The 17668-nt window shown below is 70.3% G+C and carries 18 protein-coding genes; 10 read left to right on the top strand and 8 right to left on the bottom strand.

Annotated elements, in window-relative coordinates:
• Window positions 1-294: 294 nt before the first annotated feature.
• From clpS to tal, 6 genes are all read left to right on the top strand, one after another.
• On the top strand, window positions 295-603 hold the full coding sequence (gene clpS, locus FHP08_RS09225; protein WP_147704152.1) for an ATP-dependent Clp protease adapter ClpS: 309 nt from the start codon (window positions 295-297) through the stop codon (window positions 601-603).
• Window positions 600-2909 (top strand): ATP-dependent Clp protease ATP-binding subunit ClpA, encoded by a 2310-nt coding sequence (gene clpA, locus FHP08_RS09220; protein ID WP_147704151.1) that lies wholly within the window; start codon window positions 600-602, stop codon window positions 2907-2909. Before clpS ends, clpA begins: the two co-directional genes overlap by 4 nt.
• Window positions 2910-3180: 271 nt before the next feature.
• Window positions 3181-3498, top strand: coding sequence for a c-type cytochrome (locus FHP08_RS09215; RefSeq protein WP_147704150.1), 318 nt, complete (start codon window positions 3181-3183; stop codon window positions 3496-3498).
• A gap of 16 nt (window positions 3499-3514) precedes the next feature.
• Window positions 3515-4834: an NAD(P)/FAD-dependent oxidoreductase gene (locus FHP08_RS09210; protein ID WP_147704149.1), complete on the top strand. Its 1320-nt coding sequence runs from the start codon at window positions 3515-3517 to the stop codon at window positions 4832-4834.
• A gap of 27 nt (window positions 4835-4861) precedes the next feature.
• The gene (locus FHP08_RS09205; protein ID WP_147704148.1) at window positions 4862-5353 is read left to right on the top strand and encodes a disulfide bond formation protein B; all 492 of its coding nucleotides are present in this window, start codon (window positions 4862-4864) and stop codon (window positions 5351-5353) included.
• Complete coding sequence (gene tal, locus FHP08_RS09200) at window positions 5350-6291, top strand: transaldolase (protein WP_147704147.1); 942 nt, start codon at window positions 5350-5352, stop codon at window positions 6289-6291. Before FHP08_RS09205 ends, tal begins: the two co-directional genes overlap by 4 nt.
• Window positions 6292-6298: 7 nt before the next feature.
• Here the strand turns inward: tal and FHP08_RS09195 are convergent, their stop codons facing one another.
• Genes FHP08_RS09195 through coaBC form a run of 5 tightly spaced genes read right to left on the bottom strand, consistent with a single transcriptional unit; the run spans window position 6299 to window position 9637 of the window.
• Window positions 6299-6817: a flavodoxin family protein gene (locus FHP08_RS09195; protein ID WP_147704146.1), complete on the bottom strand. Its 519-nt coding sequence runs from the start codon at window positions 6815-6817 to the stop codon at window positions 6299-6301.
• Window positions 6817-7650, bottom strand: a complete 834-nt coding sequence (locus FHP08_RS09190) for a HoxN/HupN/NixA family nickel/cobalt transporter (RefSeq protein ID WP_147704145.1) — start codon at window positions 7648-7650, stop codon at window positions 6817-6819. Before FHP08_RS09190 ends, FHP08_RS09195 begins: the two co-directional genes overlap by 1 nt.
• Window positions 7651-7672: 22 nt before the next feature.
• On the bottom strand, window positions 7673-8119 hold the full coding sequence (dut, locus tag FHP08_RS09185; protein WP_147704144.1) for a dUTP diphosphatase: 447 nt from the start codon (window positions 8117-8119) through the stop codon (window positions 7673-7675).
• Between the two features lies 1 nt (window position 8120).
• Window positions 8121-8438: a hypothetical protein gene (locus tag FHP08_RS09180; RefSeq protein ID WP_147704143.1), complete on the bottom strand. Its 318-nt coding sequence runs from the start codon at window positions 8436-8438 to the stop codon at window positions 8121-8123.
• The gene (gene coaBC, locus FHP08_RS09175; protein WP_147704142.1) at window positions 8435-9637 is read right to left on the bottom strand and encodes a bifunctional phosphopantothenoylcysteine decarboxylase/phosphopantothenate--cysteine ligase CoaBC; all 1203 of its coding nucleotides are present in this window, start codon (window positions 9635-9637) and stop codon (window positions 8435-8437) included. The genes FHP08_RS09180 and coaBC overlap by 4 nt, the downstream gene beginning before the upstream one ends.
• A gap of 104 nt (window positions 9638-9741) precedes the next feature.
• Between coaBC and FHP08_RS09170 the strand changes: the two genes are divergently transcribed.
• Together FHP08_RS09170 and FHP08_RS09165 are read left to right on the top strand one after the other, a co-directional pair.
• Complete coding sequence (locus FHP08_RS09170; protein WP_147704141.1) at window positions 9742-11523, top strand: FAD-dependent monooxygenase; 1782 nt, start codon at window positions 9742-9744, stop codon at window positions 11521-11523.
• An 11-nt stretch (window positions 11524-11534) separates the two neighbouring features.
• Window positions 11535-11759 carry a DUF2783 domain-containing protein gene (locus FHP08_RS09165; RefSeq protein WP_147704140.1) on the top strand — a complete coding sequence of 75 codons (225 nt, stop codon included), beginning with the start codon at window positions 11535-11537 and terminating at the stop codon, window positions 11757-11759.
• Between the two features lie 3 nt (window positions 11760-11762).
• On the opposite strand, the gene FHP08_RS09160 is transcribed toward FHP08_RS09165, so the two are convergent.
• Window positions 11763-12704 (bottom strand): bile acid:sodium symporter, encoded by a 942-nt coding sequence (locus tag FHP08_RS09160; protein ID WP_187272237.1) that lies wholly within the window; start codon window positions 12702-12704, stop codon window positions 11763-11765.
• 125 nt (window positions 12705-12829) lie between these two features.
• Here FHP08_RS09160 and FHP08_RS09155 point away from each other — a divergent pair, with 125 nt between their 5' ends.
• Both FHP08_RS09155 and FHP08_RS09150 read left to right on the top strand, forming a co-directional pair.
• Window positions 12830-13711 carry a DMT family transporter gene (locus FHP08_RS09155; protein ID WP_147704138.1) on the top strand — a complete coding sequence of 294 codons (882 nt, stop codon included), beginning with the start codon at window positions 12830-12832 and terminating at the stop codon, window positions 13709-13711.
• Window positions 13712-13742: 31 nt separating this feature from the next.
• A complete protein-coding gene (locus FHP08_RS09150; RefSeq protein ID WP_147704137.1) occupies window positions 13743-14213 on the top strand; it encodes a GFA family protein in 471 nt (156 codons plus the stop codon).
• Between the two features lie 52 nt (window positions 14214-14265).
• Here the strand turns inward: FHP08_RS09150 and lspA are convergent, their stop codons facing one another.
• Window positions 14266-14760 (bottom strand): signal peptidase II, encoded by a 495-nt coding sequence (lspA, locus tag FHP08_RS09145; RefSeq protein ID WP_147704136.1) that lies wholly within the window; start codon window positions 14758-14760, stop codon window positions 14266-14268.
• A complete protein-coding gene (gene ileS / locus FHP08_RS09140) occupies window positions 14760-17630 on the bottom strand; it encodes an isoleucine--tRNA ligase (protein WP_147704135.1) in 2871 nt (956 codons plus the stop codon). Before ileS ends, lspA begins: the two co-directional genes overlap by 1 nt.
• Between the last annotated feature and the right edge of the window lie 38 nt (window positions 17631-17668).

Genomic DNA, 17668 nt, shown 5'->3' with positions numbered 1-17668 from the left:
TTCCTGAAAACGATTACCCGGGCCGGCTGGCAGCCTCTCGGCTCACCCCCTCGACCGGCCCGCCTGGTGCTGCCCCTTGAAATGGCGGCTGCGCTGCCCCATTTCTGAAAGGAATAGTCGGGCCGGCGCGACCCGGGGAATATCCCCGGACAGCGCTCGGATTCTTTTTCGGATTTGCGCCGGCGTCAAGTGCCGGCGCGCCACGCCCGCCTTTCGGCGTGACGGCGTTCACGTCGGGCGGACCATTCCCCCTGCGATTGTTGCGCCGCCCTCGCGACTCGCTAGAATGCATTCATGGCGACCCGGCACGATCCCTCCACCGTTCTCGAACGTCGGGAATCGCGACTGAAGCCGCCGCCGATGTACCAGGTGGTTCTGCTCAATGACGATTTCACGCCCATGGAGTTCGTCGTGAGCGTTTTGCAGAAATTCTTCGGCATGGGGCGCGAAAAGGCGACCCAGGTCATGCTGAAGGTTCACCGGGACGGACGCGGCGTCTGCGGCGTGTTCCCTCGCGATATCGCAGCGACGAAGGTCGAGCAGGTCAGCAGTTATTCACGCGAGCATCAGCACCCGCTGCAGTGCGTGATGGAGGAAGCATGATCGCCCAGGAACTTGAAGTCAGCCTGCACATGGCCTTTGTCGAGGCCAGGCAGCAGCGACACGAATTCATCACGGTGGAGCACCTGCTGCTCGCGCTGCTCGACAATCCGTCGGCCGCCGAGGTGCTGCGCGCCTGCGCCGCCAACATCGACGAGCTCCGCCGCAGCCTGACCGGCTTCATCAAGGAGAACACGCCGATCGTGCCCGGCGCCGAGGAGATCGACACGCAGCCCACGCTGGGCTTCCAGCGGGTGATCCAGCGCGCGATCATGCACGTGCAGAGCACCTCCAACGGCAAGAAGGAAGTCACCGGCGCCAACGTGCTGGTGGCCATCTTCGGCGAGAAGGACTCGCACGCGGTCTACTACCTGCACCAGCAGGGCATCACGCGGCTCGACGTCGTCAATTTCATCTCCCACGGCATCACCAAGACGCCCCAGCCCAAGGAGCCGCCCAAGGACGAGCAGGCCGAGGGCGAGCAGGAAGCCGCCGGCGGCCAGCCGGGCGCGCTCGAGCAGTACACGCAGAACCTGAACGTGGCGGCCAGGGAAGGCCGGATCGACCCCCTGATCGGCCGCGAGCAGGAAGTGGAACGCGTGATCCAGGTGTTGTGCCGGCGCCGCAAGAACAACCCGCTGCTGGTCGGCGAGGCCGGCGTGGGCAAGACCGCCATTGCCGAAGGCCTGGCCTGGCGGATCACCCAGGGCGACGTGCCGGAAATTCTGGCCGACGCGGTCGTGTACTCGCTCGACATGGGCGCGCTGCTGGCCGGCACCAAGTACCGCGGCGACTTCGAGCAGCGCCTCAAGGCGGTGCTCAAGCAGCTCAAGCAGGCCGCCAACGCCATCCTGTTCATCGACGAGATCCACACGCTGATCGGTGCGGGCTCGGCCTCGGGCGGCACGCTCGACGCCTCGAACCTGCTCAAGCCGGCGCTGTCCTCCGGGCAGCTCAAGTGCATCGGCGCCACCACCTACAACGAGTACCGCGGGATCTTCGAGAAGGACCATGCGCTGTCGCGGCGCTTCCAGAAGATCGACGTGGTCGAGCCCTCTGTCGAACAGACCGTGCAGATCCTGCGCGGCCTCAAGTCCCGCTTCGAGGAGCACCACGGCGTGCGCTACTCGGCCTCGGCGCTGTCGGCCGCCGCCGAGCTGTCGGCCAAGTTCATCAACGACCGCCACCTGCCCGACAAGGCGATCGACGTGATCGACGAGGCCGGCGCCGCCCAGCGGATCCTGCCCAAGAGCAAGCAGAAGAAGGTCATCGGCAAGAACGAGATCGAGGACATCGTGTCCAAGATCGCGCGCATTCCGCCGGCCTCGGTGTCCTCCGACGATCGCAGCAAGCTGCAGACGCTCGACCGCGACCTGAAGGCCACGGTCTTCGGCCAGGACCCGGCCATCGACGCGCTGGCTGCCGCGATCAAGATGTCGCGCTCCGGCCTGGGCAAGCCCGACAAGCCGATCGGCGCCTTCCTGTTCTCCGGCCCCACCGGCGTCGGCAAGACCGAGGTCGCGAAGCAGCTCGCCTTCATCCTGGGCATCGAGCTGATCCGCTTCGACATGTCCGAGTACATGGAGCGGCACGCGGTGTCGCGCCTGATCGGCGCCCCCCCGGGCTATGTCGGCTTCGACCAGGGCGGCCTGCTCACCGAGGCCATCAGCAAGAAGCCGCATGCGGTGCTGCTGCTCGACGAGATCGAGAAGGCGCACCCGGACATCTTCAACATCCTGCTGCAGGTGATGGACCACGGGACCCTCACCGACAACAACGGCCGCAAGGCCGACTTCCGCAACGTGATCGTCATCATGACCACGAACGCGGGGGCGGCCGACCTGCAGCGCCGCAGCATCGGCTTCTCCGACAGCCGCGAGGCCGGCGACGAGATGGTCGAGATCAAGCGGCTGTTCACGCCCGAGTTCCGCAACCGGCTCGACTCGATCATCAGCTTCAAGGCCCTGGACGAAGAAATCATCCTTCGCGTCGTCGACAAGTTCCTGATGCAGCTCGAGGAGCAACTGCACGAGAAGAAGGTCGAGGCGATCTTCACCGACCGGCTGCGCAAGCACCTGGCCGCGAAGGGCTTCGATCCGCTGATGGGCGCTCGCCCGATGCAGCGGCTGATCCAGGACACGATCCGCAAGGCGCTGGCCGACGAGCTGCTGTTCGGCAAGCTGACCTCCGGCGGTCGGGTCACCGTCGATCTGGACGAGAGCGACCAGGTCGTGCTGTCCTTCGCCGAGGGCGATCCGCCTTCGGCCGGCGGCGAAGGCGAGGAGCAGATCGAGGTGCTCCCGGCCTGAGCGGCGCCCGGGGAAGGCGCACGCCGACCCCCGGGCGCGCCGCGCAGGCCACGCCGGCCAGCCGGCCCTCCCGGCGGGACCCTCGGGTCCCGTTGTCGTTTGCGGATCCGCGTCGCGGCGCAGCGTCGGCTGCCAAACGAAAGGATAAGCAAATGCGCTCGACCGTCGACGCGGTGCAACAGGCGCAGGATTGTCTAGAATGGGCCGTCCGGTGGCGATCTCGCGAAGAAGACGCCGTGCTGCCGGCTCACGACGATACGAGGAGAAGCACATGAGAACGACCACGACGGTCGGAGCCGCCTTCATGGCGATCGGCCTGGCGGCCGCCGCGCTGCCGGCGCAGGCCCAGCAGGCGCGTTACCTGGCCGCCAATTGCGCGAACTGCCACGGCACCGATGGCCGCTCGGCGGGGGGCGGCGGCATGCCTGGCCTCGCGGGGCTGTCGGCGACCTATTTCGTCGAGCAGATGAAGGCCTTCCGCGAGGGCAAGCGTCAGGCCACGATCATGCACCAGATCGCCAAGGGCTACACCGACGAGCAGATCGTCGCGCTGGCCGACTATTTCTCGAAGCAGCAGCCGCAGAAGTGACCGGGGAGACGCGGACATGAACACGATCGACAATTCGCGGCGCCGCTTCACGCAGGCGCTCGGCTCGGGCTCGGCGCTCGGCATCCTCGGCGCGGGCAGCGCCTTCGGCCTGGCCGGCTGCGCGGTCGACGGCGCGCCGGCGGCGTCCAGCGGGACGCTGGGCCGCGTGCTGGTGATCGGCGGCGGCTACGGCGGCGCCACCGCCGCCAAGTACCTGAAGAAATGGGGCGGCGACGGCGTGCAGGTCACGCTGGTCGAGCGCGAGGCGGCCTTCGTGTCCTGCCCGCTGTCCAACCTGGTGCTCGGCGGCTCGCGCAAGATCGAGGACCTCACCACCTCCTACGATGGCTTGCGCAAGGCCGGCGTCAAAGTGATCCGCGACGAGGTTCGCGCGGTCGATCCGGTCACCCGCAAGGTCAGCTTCGCCCGCGCCGGCGAGCAGGTCTTCGACCGGATCGTCATGTCGCCCGGGATCGACTTCAACTTCGGCGCGATCCAGGGCCTGGACGCCGAGGCGCAGAAGACCATCCTGCACGCCTGGAAGGCCGGCCCGCAGACGGTGGCGCTGCGCCAGCAGCTCGAGGCCATGCCCGACGGCGGCGTCTACGTGCTGTCCATTCCCCGCTCGCCGTACCGCTGCCCGCCCGGGCCCTACGAGCGGGTCTGCCAGGTTGCGCACTACTTCAAGACCTACAAGCCGAAGTCGAAGATCGTCGTCCTGGACGCCAATGCCGACATCCAGTCGAAGAAGGGCCTGTTCCTGAAGGAGTGGAACGGCCAATACAAGGGGATGATCGACTACCAGCCGAACATGCAGGTCACCGAGGTCGACGCGCGCAATCGCGTGGCGATCACCGATCTCGGCGACAAGGTCAAGGCCAGCGTGCTGAACGTCGTGCCGCCGCACGGCGCCGCCGAGATCGCCCGCAAGACCGGGCTGGTCAACGCCAACGATCGCTGGTGCACGGTCGACTGGATCACGCTGGAATCCACCGCCGCCAAGGGGATCCACGTGCTCGGCGACGCGACGCTGTCGGCGCCGGCCATGCCCAAGTCGGGACACATGGCCAACCAGCACGGCAAGGCGGCTGCGGCCAACATCATCGAGATCCTCAGCGGCCGCGCTCCCGAGCCGCAGATGATGGCGAACACCTGCTACAGTTTCGTCGACGACAAGCGGGTCGTGCATGTCGCCTCGGTGCATCGCTGGTCGCCGGAAAAGAAGACGATCGAGCCGGTGCAGGGCGCGGGCGGGTTGTCGGCCGAAGCGAGCCTGCTCGAGGGTAACTACGCCAACGCCTGGGCCCGCAACATCTGGAACGACATGCTGACCTGAGGACCTCGGTCCGACTCACGGAGCCCAATGCCGCGCTCGCCAGCTTCGATCTTCGCAGGAATCGCCGCGCTCGCGGCGGGCGCGGTGGCGCTCGCGCTCGTGCTCCAGCACGGATTCGGCATGGAGCCCTGCGCCTGGTGCACCTTCCAGCGGGTGATCTTCCTGGCGGTCGCGGCGGCGGCGTTGCTGGCGGCCGCGCTCGTCGCGGTGCGCCCGGCCTTCGCCGCGGCGGGCGCGCTCGCCGCGCTGCTGGCGGCGGGCGGCGTCTGGGCGGCGTTGCACCAGCAGTTCGTGGCCTCCAGGGCCGAGTCCTGCGCCTACACCTTCGCCGACCGTTTCCTGCTGCGAACGGGCCTCGACGAGCGTTTCCCGGCGCTCTTCGAGGCCACCGCCTCCTGCGCCGACGCGAGCGCGCCCTTGCTGGGCCTGCCTTTCGCGGCCTGGAGCGCGGCGCTGTTCGTGCTGCTGTGCCTCGCATCGATCGGCGCGCTGCGCGCCGGCTTCCGGAAACCCCGATGAACGCGCTCGAGCGCCTCAGGCAGTGCACCACCGTGGTGGCCGACACCGGTGACTTCAACGCGATGCGCACCTACGCGCCGCGCGACGCGACCACCAATCCGTCGCTGATCCTGAAGGCGGTCCAGAAGCCGGAGTACCGCTCGCTGGTCGAGGAAACCGTGGCAGCGCATCGCGGAGAGCCGATCGACGCACTGTGCGACCGGCTGCTGGTGCGCTTCGGCCGCGAGATCCTGTCCATCGTGCCGGGGCGCGTATCCACCGAGGTCGACGCGCGCCTGTCCTTCGACACCGAGGGCACGATCGACAAGGCGCGCGCGCTGATTGCGCTCTACGAGGCTGCCGGCGTGCCGCGAGAGCGGGTGCTGGTCAAGATCGCCGCGACCTGGGAAGGCATCCGGGCCGCGGAGCGACTGGAGAACGAGGACATCCGCTGCAACCTCACGCTGCTGTTCTCCTTCCCCCAGGCGGTGGCCTGCGCCGATGCCGGCGTCACGCTGATCTCCCCCTTCGTCGGGCGCATCCTCGACTGGTACCGCAAGCGCGACGGCGTCGACTTCGCGCCCGAGGAAGACCCCGGCGTGCTGTCGGTGCGGCGCATCTACGGCTACTTCAAGCGCTTCGGCTACCAGACCGAAGTCATGGGGGCGAGCTTCCGCAGCACCGGCCAGGTGCTCGCGCTGGCGGGCTGCGACCTGCTCACGATCAGTCCCGAGCTGCTCGAGCAGCTGCGCGCCTCCGAGGCGCCGGTCGAGCGCAAGCTCGATCCGGACCGGGCCCGCGCACAGGCGGTCGAGCGCGAGCGCTTCGACGAGAAGCAGTTCCGTTTCGCGGTCAACGAGGACGCGATGGCCTCGGAGAAGCTCGCCGAGGGCATCCGGCTGTTCGTGGCCGACGTCCGCAGGCTCGAGGCCATCGTCACCGAGGCCGCAAGCGGCTGACGCCCGCTCACCAAAGGCCGACCGCCAGCCCCGCGGCCAGCGTCGCGCCCAGTTCCGCGGCCCTCGCGAGCGCCGCCGGAGCGATCGTCTTCGGCGCGAGGATCGCCTCGGGCGTCTGCGCGTGCGTGATGACCAGAAGCGGCTCGGCCACCGTGCGCAGCCGCCAGCCGGTCGCGAAGCGCTCGAGCTGGCGGATCGCGCCCTGACCGTCCGAGCCGGCGCACACGATGGCCGCGAAGGGCCGACCGTTGACGCGGTCCAGCACCGGATACCAGCAGCGGTCGAAGAAGTCCTTCGTCATGCCGGCCATCGACGCGAGGTTCTCGGGGGTGGCCACGATCAGCGCCGACGCGGCGAGCACGTCCTCCGGGCCGGCCTGGTCTGCGCGACGCGACTCGACCTCGACCTCGCCCGCGGCGCCCGCCTCGTGGAGCGCACCGCGCGCGCCGTCCGCCGCCGCCTCGGCCAGCTGGCGGGTGCCCCCGGTCACCGACCACCAGACGATCAGCAGGCGCCGGGAGGCCATCAACGCGTGGCCTGCGGAGGGCAGACCGCGGCATCGCCGGCCCGGGTCAGCGCGATGCCGAGTCCGAACGCGCCGAGCATCCAGGCCACCACGCCCGCTCCCACCCAGAGCTCACGGCCGTCGATCCAGCTGCCTGCCGGGCTGCCGACCAGGCCCGCCATGCCCACCCCGGCAATCGCAAGCGCCATCGCCGCGACCGCCAGCCCCATGATCCGCGATGCAAGGAGTGCGCGGCGGTCGCTGCGCCCGATCAGGCGCGCCATCCACCAGCCGTTCACTCCGTCGGTGACGAGCATGCCTGCGGTGAAGGCCGCGCCCAGCCAGCCTGCCACCAGCCAGGCGGCATCCGGGTCGCGGGGCAGGGCGTAGGCGGCGAACAGCGTGGCCTGGCTGGCCGTGTCGAAGGACACTGCGAACAGCGCGCCGATCAGCACGATCGACAAGGGATGCGAGCGCCTGGCGATGCGCCCGAGCAGACGAGCGCGCAATCCTGCCGGCACGACCGGCCTGCCGGCCGGCGTGCGCAGCACGGACGCCAGGTTCAGCATGGCGAGCAGCATCAGGATCGCGATCGAAGCCGCGGCGCCGGCGGTTTCGATCCAGCCCGGGAGCACGGTCGCCTGAGCGCCGATCGCGATCGCGACGCCGGCGCCGCCGACCACGCTGCCGTGACCGAGCGAGAACAAGGATCCGCACCAGCGTGCGGTGGCGGGCCGGTGCGCCTGGTTCCAGCGGGTCAGGGCGTCGATCGTGGCAAGGTGATCGGGATCGAAACCGTGTCGCAGGCCGAGCGCGAAGGCCATGGCCAGAGAGGCGAGAAGCGAATCCGGCATCCCGGCCTTCCTCGCGCGGAGTTCAGCGGCTGCCGGTGCTGCCGAAGCCGCCCGCGCCGCGCTCGCTGGCCTCGAAGCCCTCGACGACGTTCATTTCCACCTGGACCACCGGCACCACGACCATCTGGGCGACCCGCTCCATCGGCTCGATGGTGAAGGCCGCCTTGCCGCGGTTCCAGCAGGAGACCATCAGCGGGCCCTGGTAGTCGGAGTCGATCAGGCCGACCAGGTTGCCCAGCACGATGCCGTGCTTCGTGCCCAGGCCCGAGCGCGGCAGGATCATCGCCGCGTAGCCGGGATGGCCGAGGTGGATCGCCATGCCGGTCGGGATGAGCTGCGCATCCCCGGGAGCCAGCGTGAGCGGCGCGTCGAGGCAGGCGCGCAGGTCGAGGCCCGCGCTGCCGGCCGTGGCGTAGTGCGGCATCTGGCCGCGAAGGCGTTCGTCCAGGATTCGTACGTCGAGTCTCATGTCATCGTCTTCGAAGGTGTCGGCGCAGCGCCAGCCCTGCGCCGAGCAGGAGCATGCCGGGCAGGTAGATGTCGGCGAGGGGGCCTCCGGCGAAGAGCAGCGCCGCGACGAGCAGGCCGATGCCGGCGCCGATCATCCAGGCGGATAGCCGGCGCAGTGGGGTGGTCGGCCCCCAGCCGACGGGGCGCCGGCTGCCGGCTTGCGGAAGGGGCGCGTCGGGCGACGCGTCCGCGGCGGGCGCGCCGAGCCCTTCGACGTAACGGGCGAAGTCGCCACCGGGCGGCTCGGAGGGATCGAAGGGCGCGCCCCGCGACTTCATGGGAGCGCGGGCAGCCTTGCCGCGATCTCGGCCACCAGCTCGGCGGCCAGCGAGTCCTTGCTGGCGCGCGGCAGCCGGCGGCTGCCGGTCGCGTCGATCAGCAGCAGCTCATTCTCGTCGCGTCCGAAGGTCTCGTGGCCGATGTTGCCGACCAGCAGCGGCACGCCCTTCCTTTTGCGCTTGGCCGCGCCGTTGGCTTCGAGGTCTTCGCTCTCGGCCGCGAAGCCCACGCACCAGGGCGCGTCGGGCCGGCGCGCCACCGTGGCGAGGATGTCGGGGTTCTGCGCGAATTCCAGCGCCGGCGGCGCGCCGCCCTCGGACTTCTTGAGCTTGCTCGCGCTGTAGTTGGCCACCCGCCAGTCGGCCACCGCGGCCACCGCCACGAAGACGTCGAAGCGGCCGGCGTCGAGCTGGCCCATGACGGCGCGGTGCATCTGCTCGGCGGTGGTCACGTCGATCCGCCTCACGCCCAGCGGCGTCGGCTGGCCCGAAGGGCCGGCCACCACGACCACCTCGGCGCCGGCCTGCCGGCAGGCCCGTGCCACGGCGAAGCCCATCCGGCCCGAGGACAGGTTGGTGATCCCGCGCACCGGGTCGATCGGCTCGAAGGTCGGGCCGGCGGTGAGCAGCACGCGGCGGCCGGCGAGCCGCTTGGGCACGAAGAAGGCCTGCATCGCCTCGGCGAGTGCCTCGGCCTCGAGCATGCGGCCGTCGCCGGTCTCGCCGCAGGCCTGGTCGCCCGAGCCGGGGCCCAGAACGGTCACGCCGTCCTCGCGCAGCCGCGCCACGTTGCGCTGGGTGGCCGGGTGCGCCCACATCTGCAGGTTCATCGCGGGCGCCACGAGCAGCGGGCAGTCGCGCGCCAGGCAGAGCGTGGACAGCAGGTCGTCGCACAGGCCGTTGGCGAGCTTGGCGAGGAAGTCGGCGCTGGCCGGCGCGATGAGCAGCGCATCGGCGGCGCGCGACAGCTCGATGTGTGCCATGCCGTTGTCGATGCGGGTGTCCCACTGATCGGTGAACACCGGGTGGCCGGTCAGCGCCTGGAAGGTGGCGGCGCCCACGAAATGGGTGGCTGCCTCGGTCATCGCGACCTGGACCGCCGCGCCGCGGCGCTGCAGCTCGCGCGCCAGGTAGGCCGCCTTGAACGCGGCCACGCCGCCGGTCACGCCGAGCAGGATTCGTTTGCCTTCGAGCATCATTCGCGCTGTATAGCATACCGGCCGGGGCCGCTGTTACGCTTTCCGGACGGCGGCGTCGGTCCGCGCGGCGGTTGGCCGCCGCAGGACCCGCTCCAGGAGGCCCGATGCAGATCCATGTGCCCGAACGACTGGGGGCCTTCGAATACCGGCGGCAACCGGTGACCCTGCCTTCGCTCGAGGGGGGGCGCGAGGCGCGGCGTCACCGCGTCGTCATCGCCGGCGGCGGCCCGGTCGGGCTGGCGGTGGCGCTCGGCCTCGCGTGCTTCGGTGTGCCCTCGGTGGTCCTGGAGGCCGACGAGACCGTCTGCGTGGGCAGCCGCGCGATCTGCCTGTCGCGGCGCAGCCTGGAGATCCTCGACGCGCTCGGCGTGCTCGAAGCCTTCGTCGACAAGGGGCTGGCCTGGACCGGCGGGCGCAGCTTCTGGCGCGATGCCGAGGTGCTGCGCTTCCTGATGCCGCACGACGCCGACCAGCGCCTGGCGCCGATGACCAACATCGAGCAGTACTACATCGAGCAGTTCCTGCTCGATGGCCTCGCCAGGCATCCGGACCTGGTCGAGGTCCGCTGGGGCACTCGCGTCGCGTCGGTGAAGGCCCCGCAGTCTGCGGACTCGGGCGAGCCGGGCGAGGCCTGCGTCGAGCTGCGGGTCGACGCGGCTGGTCGCCCCTACGCGATGCAGGCCGACTGGCTGGTCGCCTGCGACGGCGCGCGCAGCGTGGTGCGCGAGCAGCTCGGGCTGCGGATGGCGGGCACCCGCTACGAGGGCCGCTACGTGATCGCCGACATCGAGGCCGACCTCGGCCTGCCGACCGAGCGGCTGGCCTGGTTCGATCCGCCCGCCAATCCGGGGCGCACGGTGCTGATGCATCGTCAACCCGACGGGCTGTGGCGCATCGACTACCAGCTGCGCGCCGACGAGGATCCCGACGAGGCGGTGCGCCCGGAGAACGTGCTTCCGGTGATCCGCTCACAGCTCGAGATGCTCGGCTACCGTGGAGAGTGGAAGCCGATCTGGACGAGCATGTACCGCGCCAACGCGGTTTCGCTCGACCGTTACCGGCAGGGCCGCGTGCTGTTCGCCGGCGACGCCGCGCACCTGGTGCCGATCTTCGGCGTGCGCGGACTGAACAGCGGCTTCGAGGATGCCTGGAACCTCGTCTGGAAGCTGGCGCGGGCGGCGGACGGGGGCGGGACGGCGAGTCGCGCCGCCGGCGTCGCGCCTTCCCGCACCGATGTCGATTCGCTGCTCGACAGCTACTCGTTCGAGCGCCGTCACGCCTGGCGGCAGAACATCGCGCAGGCGACCAAGAGCACCGAGTTCATGGCGCCGCCCTCGCGCGGCTTCGAGCTGATGCGCGACGCGGTGCTCTCGCTCGCGGCGCGGCACCCGGCGCTGCGCTCGCTGATCAACCCGCGTCAGTCGAGCTCGATCCCGTATCCGGATTCGCCGCTGAACACGCCCGGCCGCCCCGGCGATTTCGAGGCCCGCGCCGGCGGGCCGGGCGAGGCGCTGGTCGAGTGCCCCTTGCGCGACGTGGACGGCACGGTCGTGCACCTGACCCGCCTGCTCGCGCGCGGATTCACCGGCCTGCTGTATCGCGCGGGCGACGAACAGGGCCCCGAAGCATGCCATGCGCTGTCCGAGCTGGCGGCGCGCGCGCCCGGACTGGCGCTCGTCGCGATCGAGGCGCCGCGCGCTGCCGGCGCGCCGCCGCGGAGCCTCAGGCAGGTCGTCGACGCCGACGGCCGTTTCGCGGAGCTCTACGGTGCCCGACCCGGAAGCTTCTGGCTGGTCCGGCCTGACGGCCACGTCTGCGCGCGCTGGCGCGCGCTCGATGCCGATGCGGTCGCGGCAGCACTGTCGCGCGCCGGAGCGCAGGCATGAAGGAGACGAGCATGAGCGAGGCGGGAATCGGCGAGGCGGGAATCAGCGAGCGACGACTGAACGAATCCGAGCGCGACGACGTCTACACGCGGATCTGCCTGGCGATCACCGAGGCGGGACCCGGGCGCGAGTCGCTCTTCCTGGCGCGGCTCAGCCTGTTGCTGGCCGAGGCGGTGGGCGACGCGCAGCGGGTGCGTGAGGCAATCGAGGCGGCGAGGTTCGCCGAAACGCCCTGACGCTCAGCGCGGCGGCTCGCCGCGCAGGCTGCGCCGCAGGAAGGGCATCAGCAGCAGCGGCGCGAAGTACATCGGGATCTGGGCGACGCCCACGTACAGCGAGAAGGCTTCGCCGGCGGTGCCGGCGGTCACCACCAGCATCAGGCCCATGTTCCGGTTGCCGCTGAGGATGGTTGCCTGGTAGCCGGCGGCGATGCCTGCCCGTCGGAACAGCAGGTAGCCCGCCAGGTGCAGCGCCGCGGTGGCCGCGCAGGCCATGGCCAGCAGCAGGCCGATGAAGCCGGGATCGCGCAGCAGGCGCGCGGTCACGCCGTCCATCACCGCGATCGCGAAGATCACCAGCAGCAGCACGTTGAGCCCGCCGAGCACGCCGTCGTTGCGGGCGAGCCTCTGCACGCCGATCAGCCTGCGCAGGCCCCAGGCGAGCGCGAAGGGCAGCAGCACCAGCAGCGTGACCCGCGCGAAGAAGGCGGCGAGGTCGACCTCGATGCCCGCGCCGGGCAGCAGCAGCGCGACCAGCGGCGTCAGCGTGACCGGCAGCAGCAGCGTGGTGGCCACCGTGCCGACCACCGCCAGCACGCCGTCCAGGCCGAGGATCATCGCGAACACCGCGGCCGAGCCGATCGGCGGGGCGGCTGCTTGCAGCACCAGCAGCAGCCTCAGGTCCGGCGGCAGGCCCACCAGCGCGCTGGCGCCCCAGGCCAGCAGCGGCGAGGCCAGCAGCTGCCAGGCCGCGATCGTGGCGGGCAGGGCGGGGCGGCGGACCGCCGCAGCCAGGTGGCTCCAGTCCAGTCGCAGCAGCGCCGACGTGAGCGTGCCGATGACCGCGGCGGTGAGCAGCGGGCGAAGCAGGGCGGCCAGGTCGGGCAGGACCACGCCGACGAACACGCCGGCGGGCAGCGCCCAGCGGGCCCAGCGGCCCAGGATTCCGAGAAAGCGTCGCAAGGCGTGGACCGGATCGTGCGAGAAAGCAGAATGAACGAGAATGCCCGATCTTCCCGCTTTCCCGCGGCACGCGGGCGCCGCGCGGCAACCCGGGCCCCGCCCCGCATTTCGATTTCCACGCCACCATGCCCACCCGGAAGCGCGCGCTGATCCTGCTGGCCGTCCTGACGCTGATCTGGGGGACGAACTGGCCGATGTTCCCGCTGGCGATGCGCGAGATCTCCGTCTGGACCTTCCGGGCGATCGCGATGCCGGCTTCGGGCCTGATCCTGCTGGCGGTGGCGCGGGCCCGCGGCCAGTCGCTGGGGGTGCCGCGCGAGCACTGGCCCACGATCGTCGCCGCGGCCCTGGTGTACCTGGTCGTGTGGAACATCGCCAGCACCTACGCCGCGATCCTGATTCCGTCGGGCCAGGCAGCGGTCCTGGGCTTCACCATGCCGCTGTGGGCGGCGCTGATCTCCTGGGCCCTGCTCGGCGAGCGGCTGAGCGCGCGGCTGCTGCTGGCCATCGGGCTCGGCGGCGCGGCGGTGGCGCTGCTGATGGTCCCGAGTTTCGGCGCCTACGCCGACGCGCCCCTGGGCATGCTGCTCGGCCTGCTGGCCGGGCTGGGCTGGGCAGTGGGCACGCTGATCCTCAAGCGCCGCCCGGTGCCGATCCCCACCACCGTGCTCACCGCCTGGCAGATCCTGATCACCTCGGTGCCCATCCTGATCGGCGCGGCCGCATTCGGCGACTGGCAGTGGTTCGTTCCGAGCGGGCAGTCGATCGCGGTGATCGCCTACATCGTGCTGGTGCCGATCTGTATCGGCAACGTGATCTGGTTCTCGATCGTCGGGCTGCTGCCGGCCAACGTGGCCGGGCTGTCCTCGGTCATGGTGCCGGTGGTGGCGATGATCTCGGGCGCGATCGTGCACGGCGAGCCGCTCGGGCCGCTGCAATGGCTGGCCATGCTGTGCAGCGCGTCGGCGCTGTCGCTGGCCTTGCTCAGGCCCGCCGGCCCGAAGTAGGCTGACCGGGATTCGCCCACCGGAGACCGTCATGAAGCTCGAGGGCTCCTGCCACTGCGGCGCCGTGCGCTTCACGGTGAACGCGCCGTCGCCGTATCCCTTCATGCGCTGCTATTGCTCGATCTGCCGCAAGACGGCGGGCGGGGGCGGCTATGCGATCAACCTGGGCGCCGACCGGCACAGCCTCAGGGTGAGCGGCGAGGCGCACCTCTCGGTCTACCGCGCGCGGCTGGCGGACGGCAGCACCAGCACCGGCGAGCGCAATTTCTGCAGCCGTTGCGGCAGCGCGCTGTGGCTCTACGACCCGACCTGGCCCGATCTGGTGCACCCGCACGCATCGGCGATCGACACGCCGCTGCCGGTGCCGCCGGATCGGGTGCACATCATGCTCGATTCGAAGGCCGGCTGGGTCGAACCCGAGGTTCGTGACGGCGATCGGTGCTTCGACGATTACCCGGACGAATCGCTCGCGCGGTGGCACGAGCGGCACGGCTTCGCCTAGCCCCCGCGCGGGCGCGGCGCATTCCGCCCGGCGCAGGCGCGGCGCCTTCCGCTCAGCGCGAGCGACGCACCCGCCGGATCTCGTCGAGGATCAGCAGGGCCGCGCCGAAGGTGATCGCCATGTCGGCCACGTTGAAGGCCGGCCAGTGCCAGCCGCGCCAGTAGAGCAGCACGAAATCGGTGACCTTGCCCTGCCAGACCCGGTCGATCACGTTGCCGATCGCGCCGGCCAGGATCAGCGACAGCGCAAAGGCGAACAGCCGCTGCGAGCCGTGGCGCGCCAGCATCCAGACGATGAACACCGCCGCGGCGATGCCGATCCCGGTGAAGAACCAGCGCTGCCAGCCGCCGGCGCCCGCCAGGAAGCTGAAGGCCGCGCCGCGGTTGTAGACCAGCGTGAAGTCGAAGAAGCCCGGGATGACCGGCACCCGCTCGCCGAAGTCCAGCGCCCGCACCGCGATCCACTTTGTGAGCTGGTCGAGCGCGATCAGCGCCGCGGCCAGGCCGAGGTGCCGGCCGAGCCGGTTCGACGGACCGCGCGCCGCCATCAGGCGAACTCGCGCGGCTCGCCGTCGCCGTGCAGGTTGTCGACGCAGCGCCCGCAGATCGCCGGATGTCCGGGATCGGCGCCGACGTCCTCGCGCCAGTGCCAGCAGCGCTCGCACTTCTGGTGGCCGCACGGCTCGACGACGATGGCGGCGTCCTGCGCGCTCGCCGCGCGCTCGACGCGCGCGGCCGACACGATCAGCACGAATCGCAGGTCGTCGCCCAGCGAGGCGACCGCGTCGTGCTGGTCGCCGTGCAGCTTCAGCACGACCTCGGCCTGCAGCGACGAGCCGATGCCGCCGGCCGCGCGCACTTCCTCGAGGCGCTTGAGCACCTCGGCGCGCACCGCGCGGATCGTGTCCCACTTGGCGCGCAGCGTCTCGGCGTCGGGCTGGGCTTCGAAGGCGTGATACGTCTGCGCGAAGATCGTTTCGCCGCCGGCCTTCCAGAGCCCGGGCGCGAACAGCGGCCAGGCTTCCTCGGCGGTGAAGGACAGGATGGGCGCCATGACCCGCAGCAACGCGTCGGTGATCGCGTGCAGCGCGGTCTGCGCCGAGCGGCGCGCGAGCGAACGGGGCGCCGTCGTGTACAGCCGGTCCTTCAGGATGTCGAGATAGAAGGCGCCGAGGTCTTCCGAGCAGAAGGTCTGCATCTTCGCGACTGCCGGGTGGAACTCGAAGGCCTCGTAGTCGACCTCGATGGCCTTCTGCCACGCCGCGGTCATCGCCAGCGCGTAGCGGTCGATCTCGAGCATCTGCGCCAGCGGCACCGAGTCCGTCGCCGGATCGAAGTCCGACACGTTGGCCAGCAGGAAGCGCAACGTGTTGCGGATGCGGCGGTAGGCCTCCACCACGCGCTTGAGGATCTCGTCGGAGATCGACAGCTCGCCGGAGTAGTCGGTGCTGGCCACCCACAGGCGCAGGATCTCGGCGCCCAGGGTGTCGGACACCTTCTGCGGGGCGATCACGTTGCCGACCGACTTCGACATCTTGCGGCCCTGGCCGTCGACGACGAAACCGTGCGTGAGCAGCGCGCGGTAGGGCGGCTCGCCGTTGAGCATCGACGAGGTCAGCAGCGAGGAGTGGAACCAGCCGCGGTGCTGGTCGCTGCCTTCGAGGTACATGTCGGCAGGGAAGGTCGACTGCGCCTCGTGCGAGCCGCGCAGCACCGTTTCGTGCGTGGTGCCCGAGTCGAACCAGACGTCGAGCGTGTCGCGATTCTTCACGTAGTGCCCGGCCTCGTCGCCGAGCAGTTCCCTGGGATCCAGCCGTTGCCAGGCCTCGATGCCTTCGCGCTGGATGCGCTGCGCGACCGCCTCGATCAGCTCGGGCGTGCGCGGATGCAGCTCGCCGGTTTCCTTGTGCACGAAGAAGGCCATCGGCACGCCCCACTGCCGCTGGCGCGACAGCGTCCAGTCGGGACGGTTGGCGATCATGCCGTGCAGCCGCGCCTTGCCCCAGGCGGGGTAGAAGCGGGTGGCCTCGATGCCGCGCAGCGCGGTCTCGCGCAGCGTCTCCTTGCCGTCGTTGGGCTTGACGTCCATGCCCGCGAACCACTGGCTCGAAGCGCGATAGATGATCGGCGTCTTGTGCCGCCAGCAGTGCATGTAGCTGTGCGGGTACTTCTCGACCGAGAACAGGCAGCCGTGCGCGCGGATGTGCTCGACGATCTTCGGGTTGGCGTCCCAGATCGACAGGCCGGCGAAGTCGGGCAGCCAGCTCGCGTAGGTGCCGTCGCCCAGCACCGGCTGCAGGATGTCCTCGTCCTTCATGCCGTGCTGCTTGCACGAGGCGAAGTCCTCGACGCCGTAGGCGGGAGACGAATGGACCAGGCCGGTGCCCGAGTCGAGGGTCACGTAGTCGCCCAGGTAGACCGGCGACAGCCGGTCGGCGAAGGGGTGGCGGAAGGCGATCAGCTCGAGCGCCTTGCCCTTGCACGTCGCGAGCACTTCCCACTGGCCCTCGGCGTCGAGCTTCCAGCGCTTCAGGCAGGCCTCGACCAGGTCGGCCGCCAGCACCAGCAGCGCCGGCGCGCCTTGCCAGTCGGCCACGCGGACCAGCGCGTAATCGAACTCGGGGTGCAGGTTCAGCGCCTGGTTGGCCGGGATCGTCCATGGCGTGGTGGTCCAGATCACCGCGTAGCCGCGCTCGAGCGGCAGCGCGGGCAGGCCGAAGGCATTCGCCAGCTTGGGCAGCTCCCCGGCTACGAACGGAAAGCCCACGTCGACCGACGGGTCGGTGCGATCGGCGTACTCGACCTCGGCCTCGGCGAGCGCCGAGCCGCAGTCGAAGCACCAGTTGACCGGCTTCAGGCCGCGGAACACGTAGCCCCTGGACAGGATCTTGCCGAGCGCGCGCAGCTCGTCGGCCTCGTTGCCGAAGGCCATCGTCTTGTACGGGTCGTCCCAGTCGCCGAGCACGCCCAGCCGGATGAAGTCCTTCTTCTGGCGCTCGATCTGCTCGGTGGCGTAGGCGCGCGACTTCGCCTGCACCTCGTCGGCCGGCAGGTTCTTGCCGAACTGCTTCTCGATCTGGATCTCGATCGGCATGCCGTGGCAGTCCCAGCCCGGCACGTAGCGAGCATCGAAGCCGGCCATGTTCCGGCTCTTGACGATGATGTCCTTCAAGATCTTGTTGACCGCATGCCCGATGTGGATGTCGCCGTTCGCATAGGGCGGGCCGTCGTGCAGCACCCAGACCGGGCGGCCCTTCGAGGCCTCGCGGATCGCGCGGTAGATGCCCTTCTCCTGCCACTGCTTCGTCCACTGCGGCTCGCGCTTCGCGAGGTCGCCGCGCATCGGGAACGGCGTGTCGGGCAGGTTCAGCGTGTCGCGGTACGACGCGGCGGGCTTGCCTTGTTTGCCTTCGGACATCTCGTTGTTCTCTCGGGGAAATTCGGTTCGGGGTCGGA

The sequence above is a fragment of the Zeimonas arvi genome (assembly GCF_008039575.1).
GTDB lineage: Bacteria > Pseudomonadota > Gammaproteobacteria > Burkholderiales > Burkholderiaceae_E > Zeimonas > Zeimonas arvi.
The sequence above is the reverse complement of the archived record's forward strand: the minus strand, read 5'-3'. Positions and strand labels throughout refer to the sequence as shown.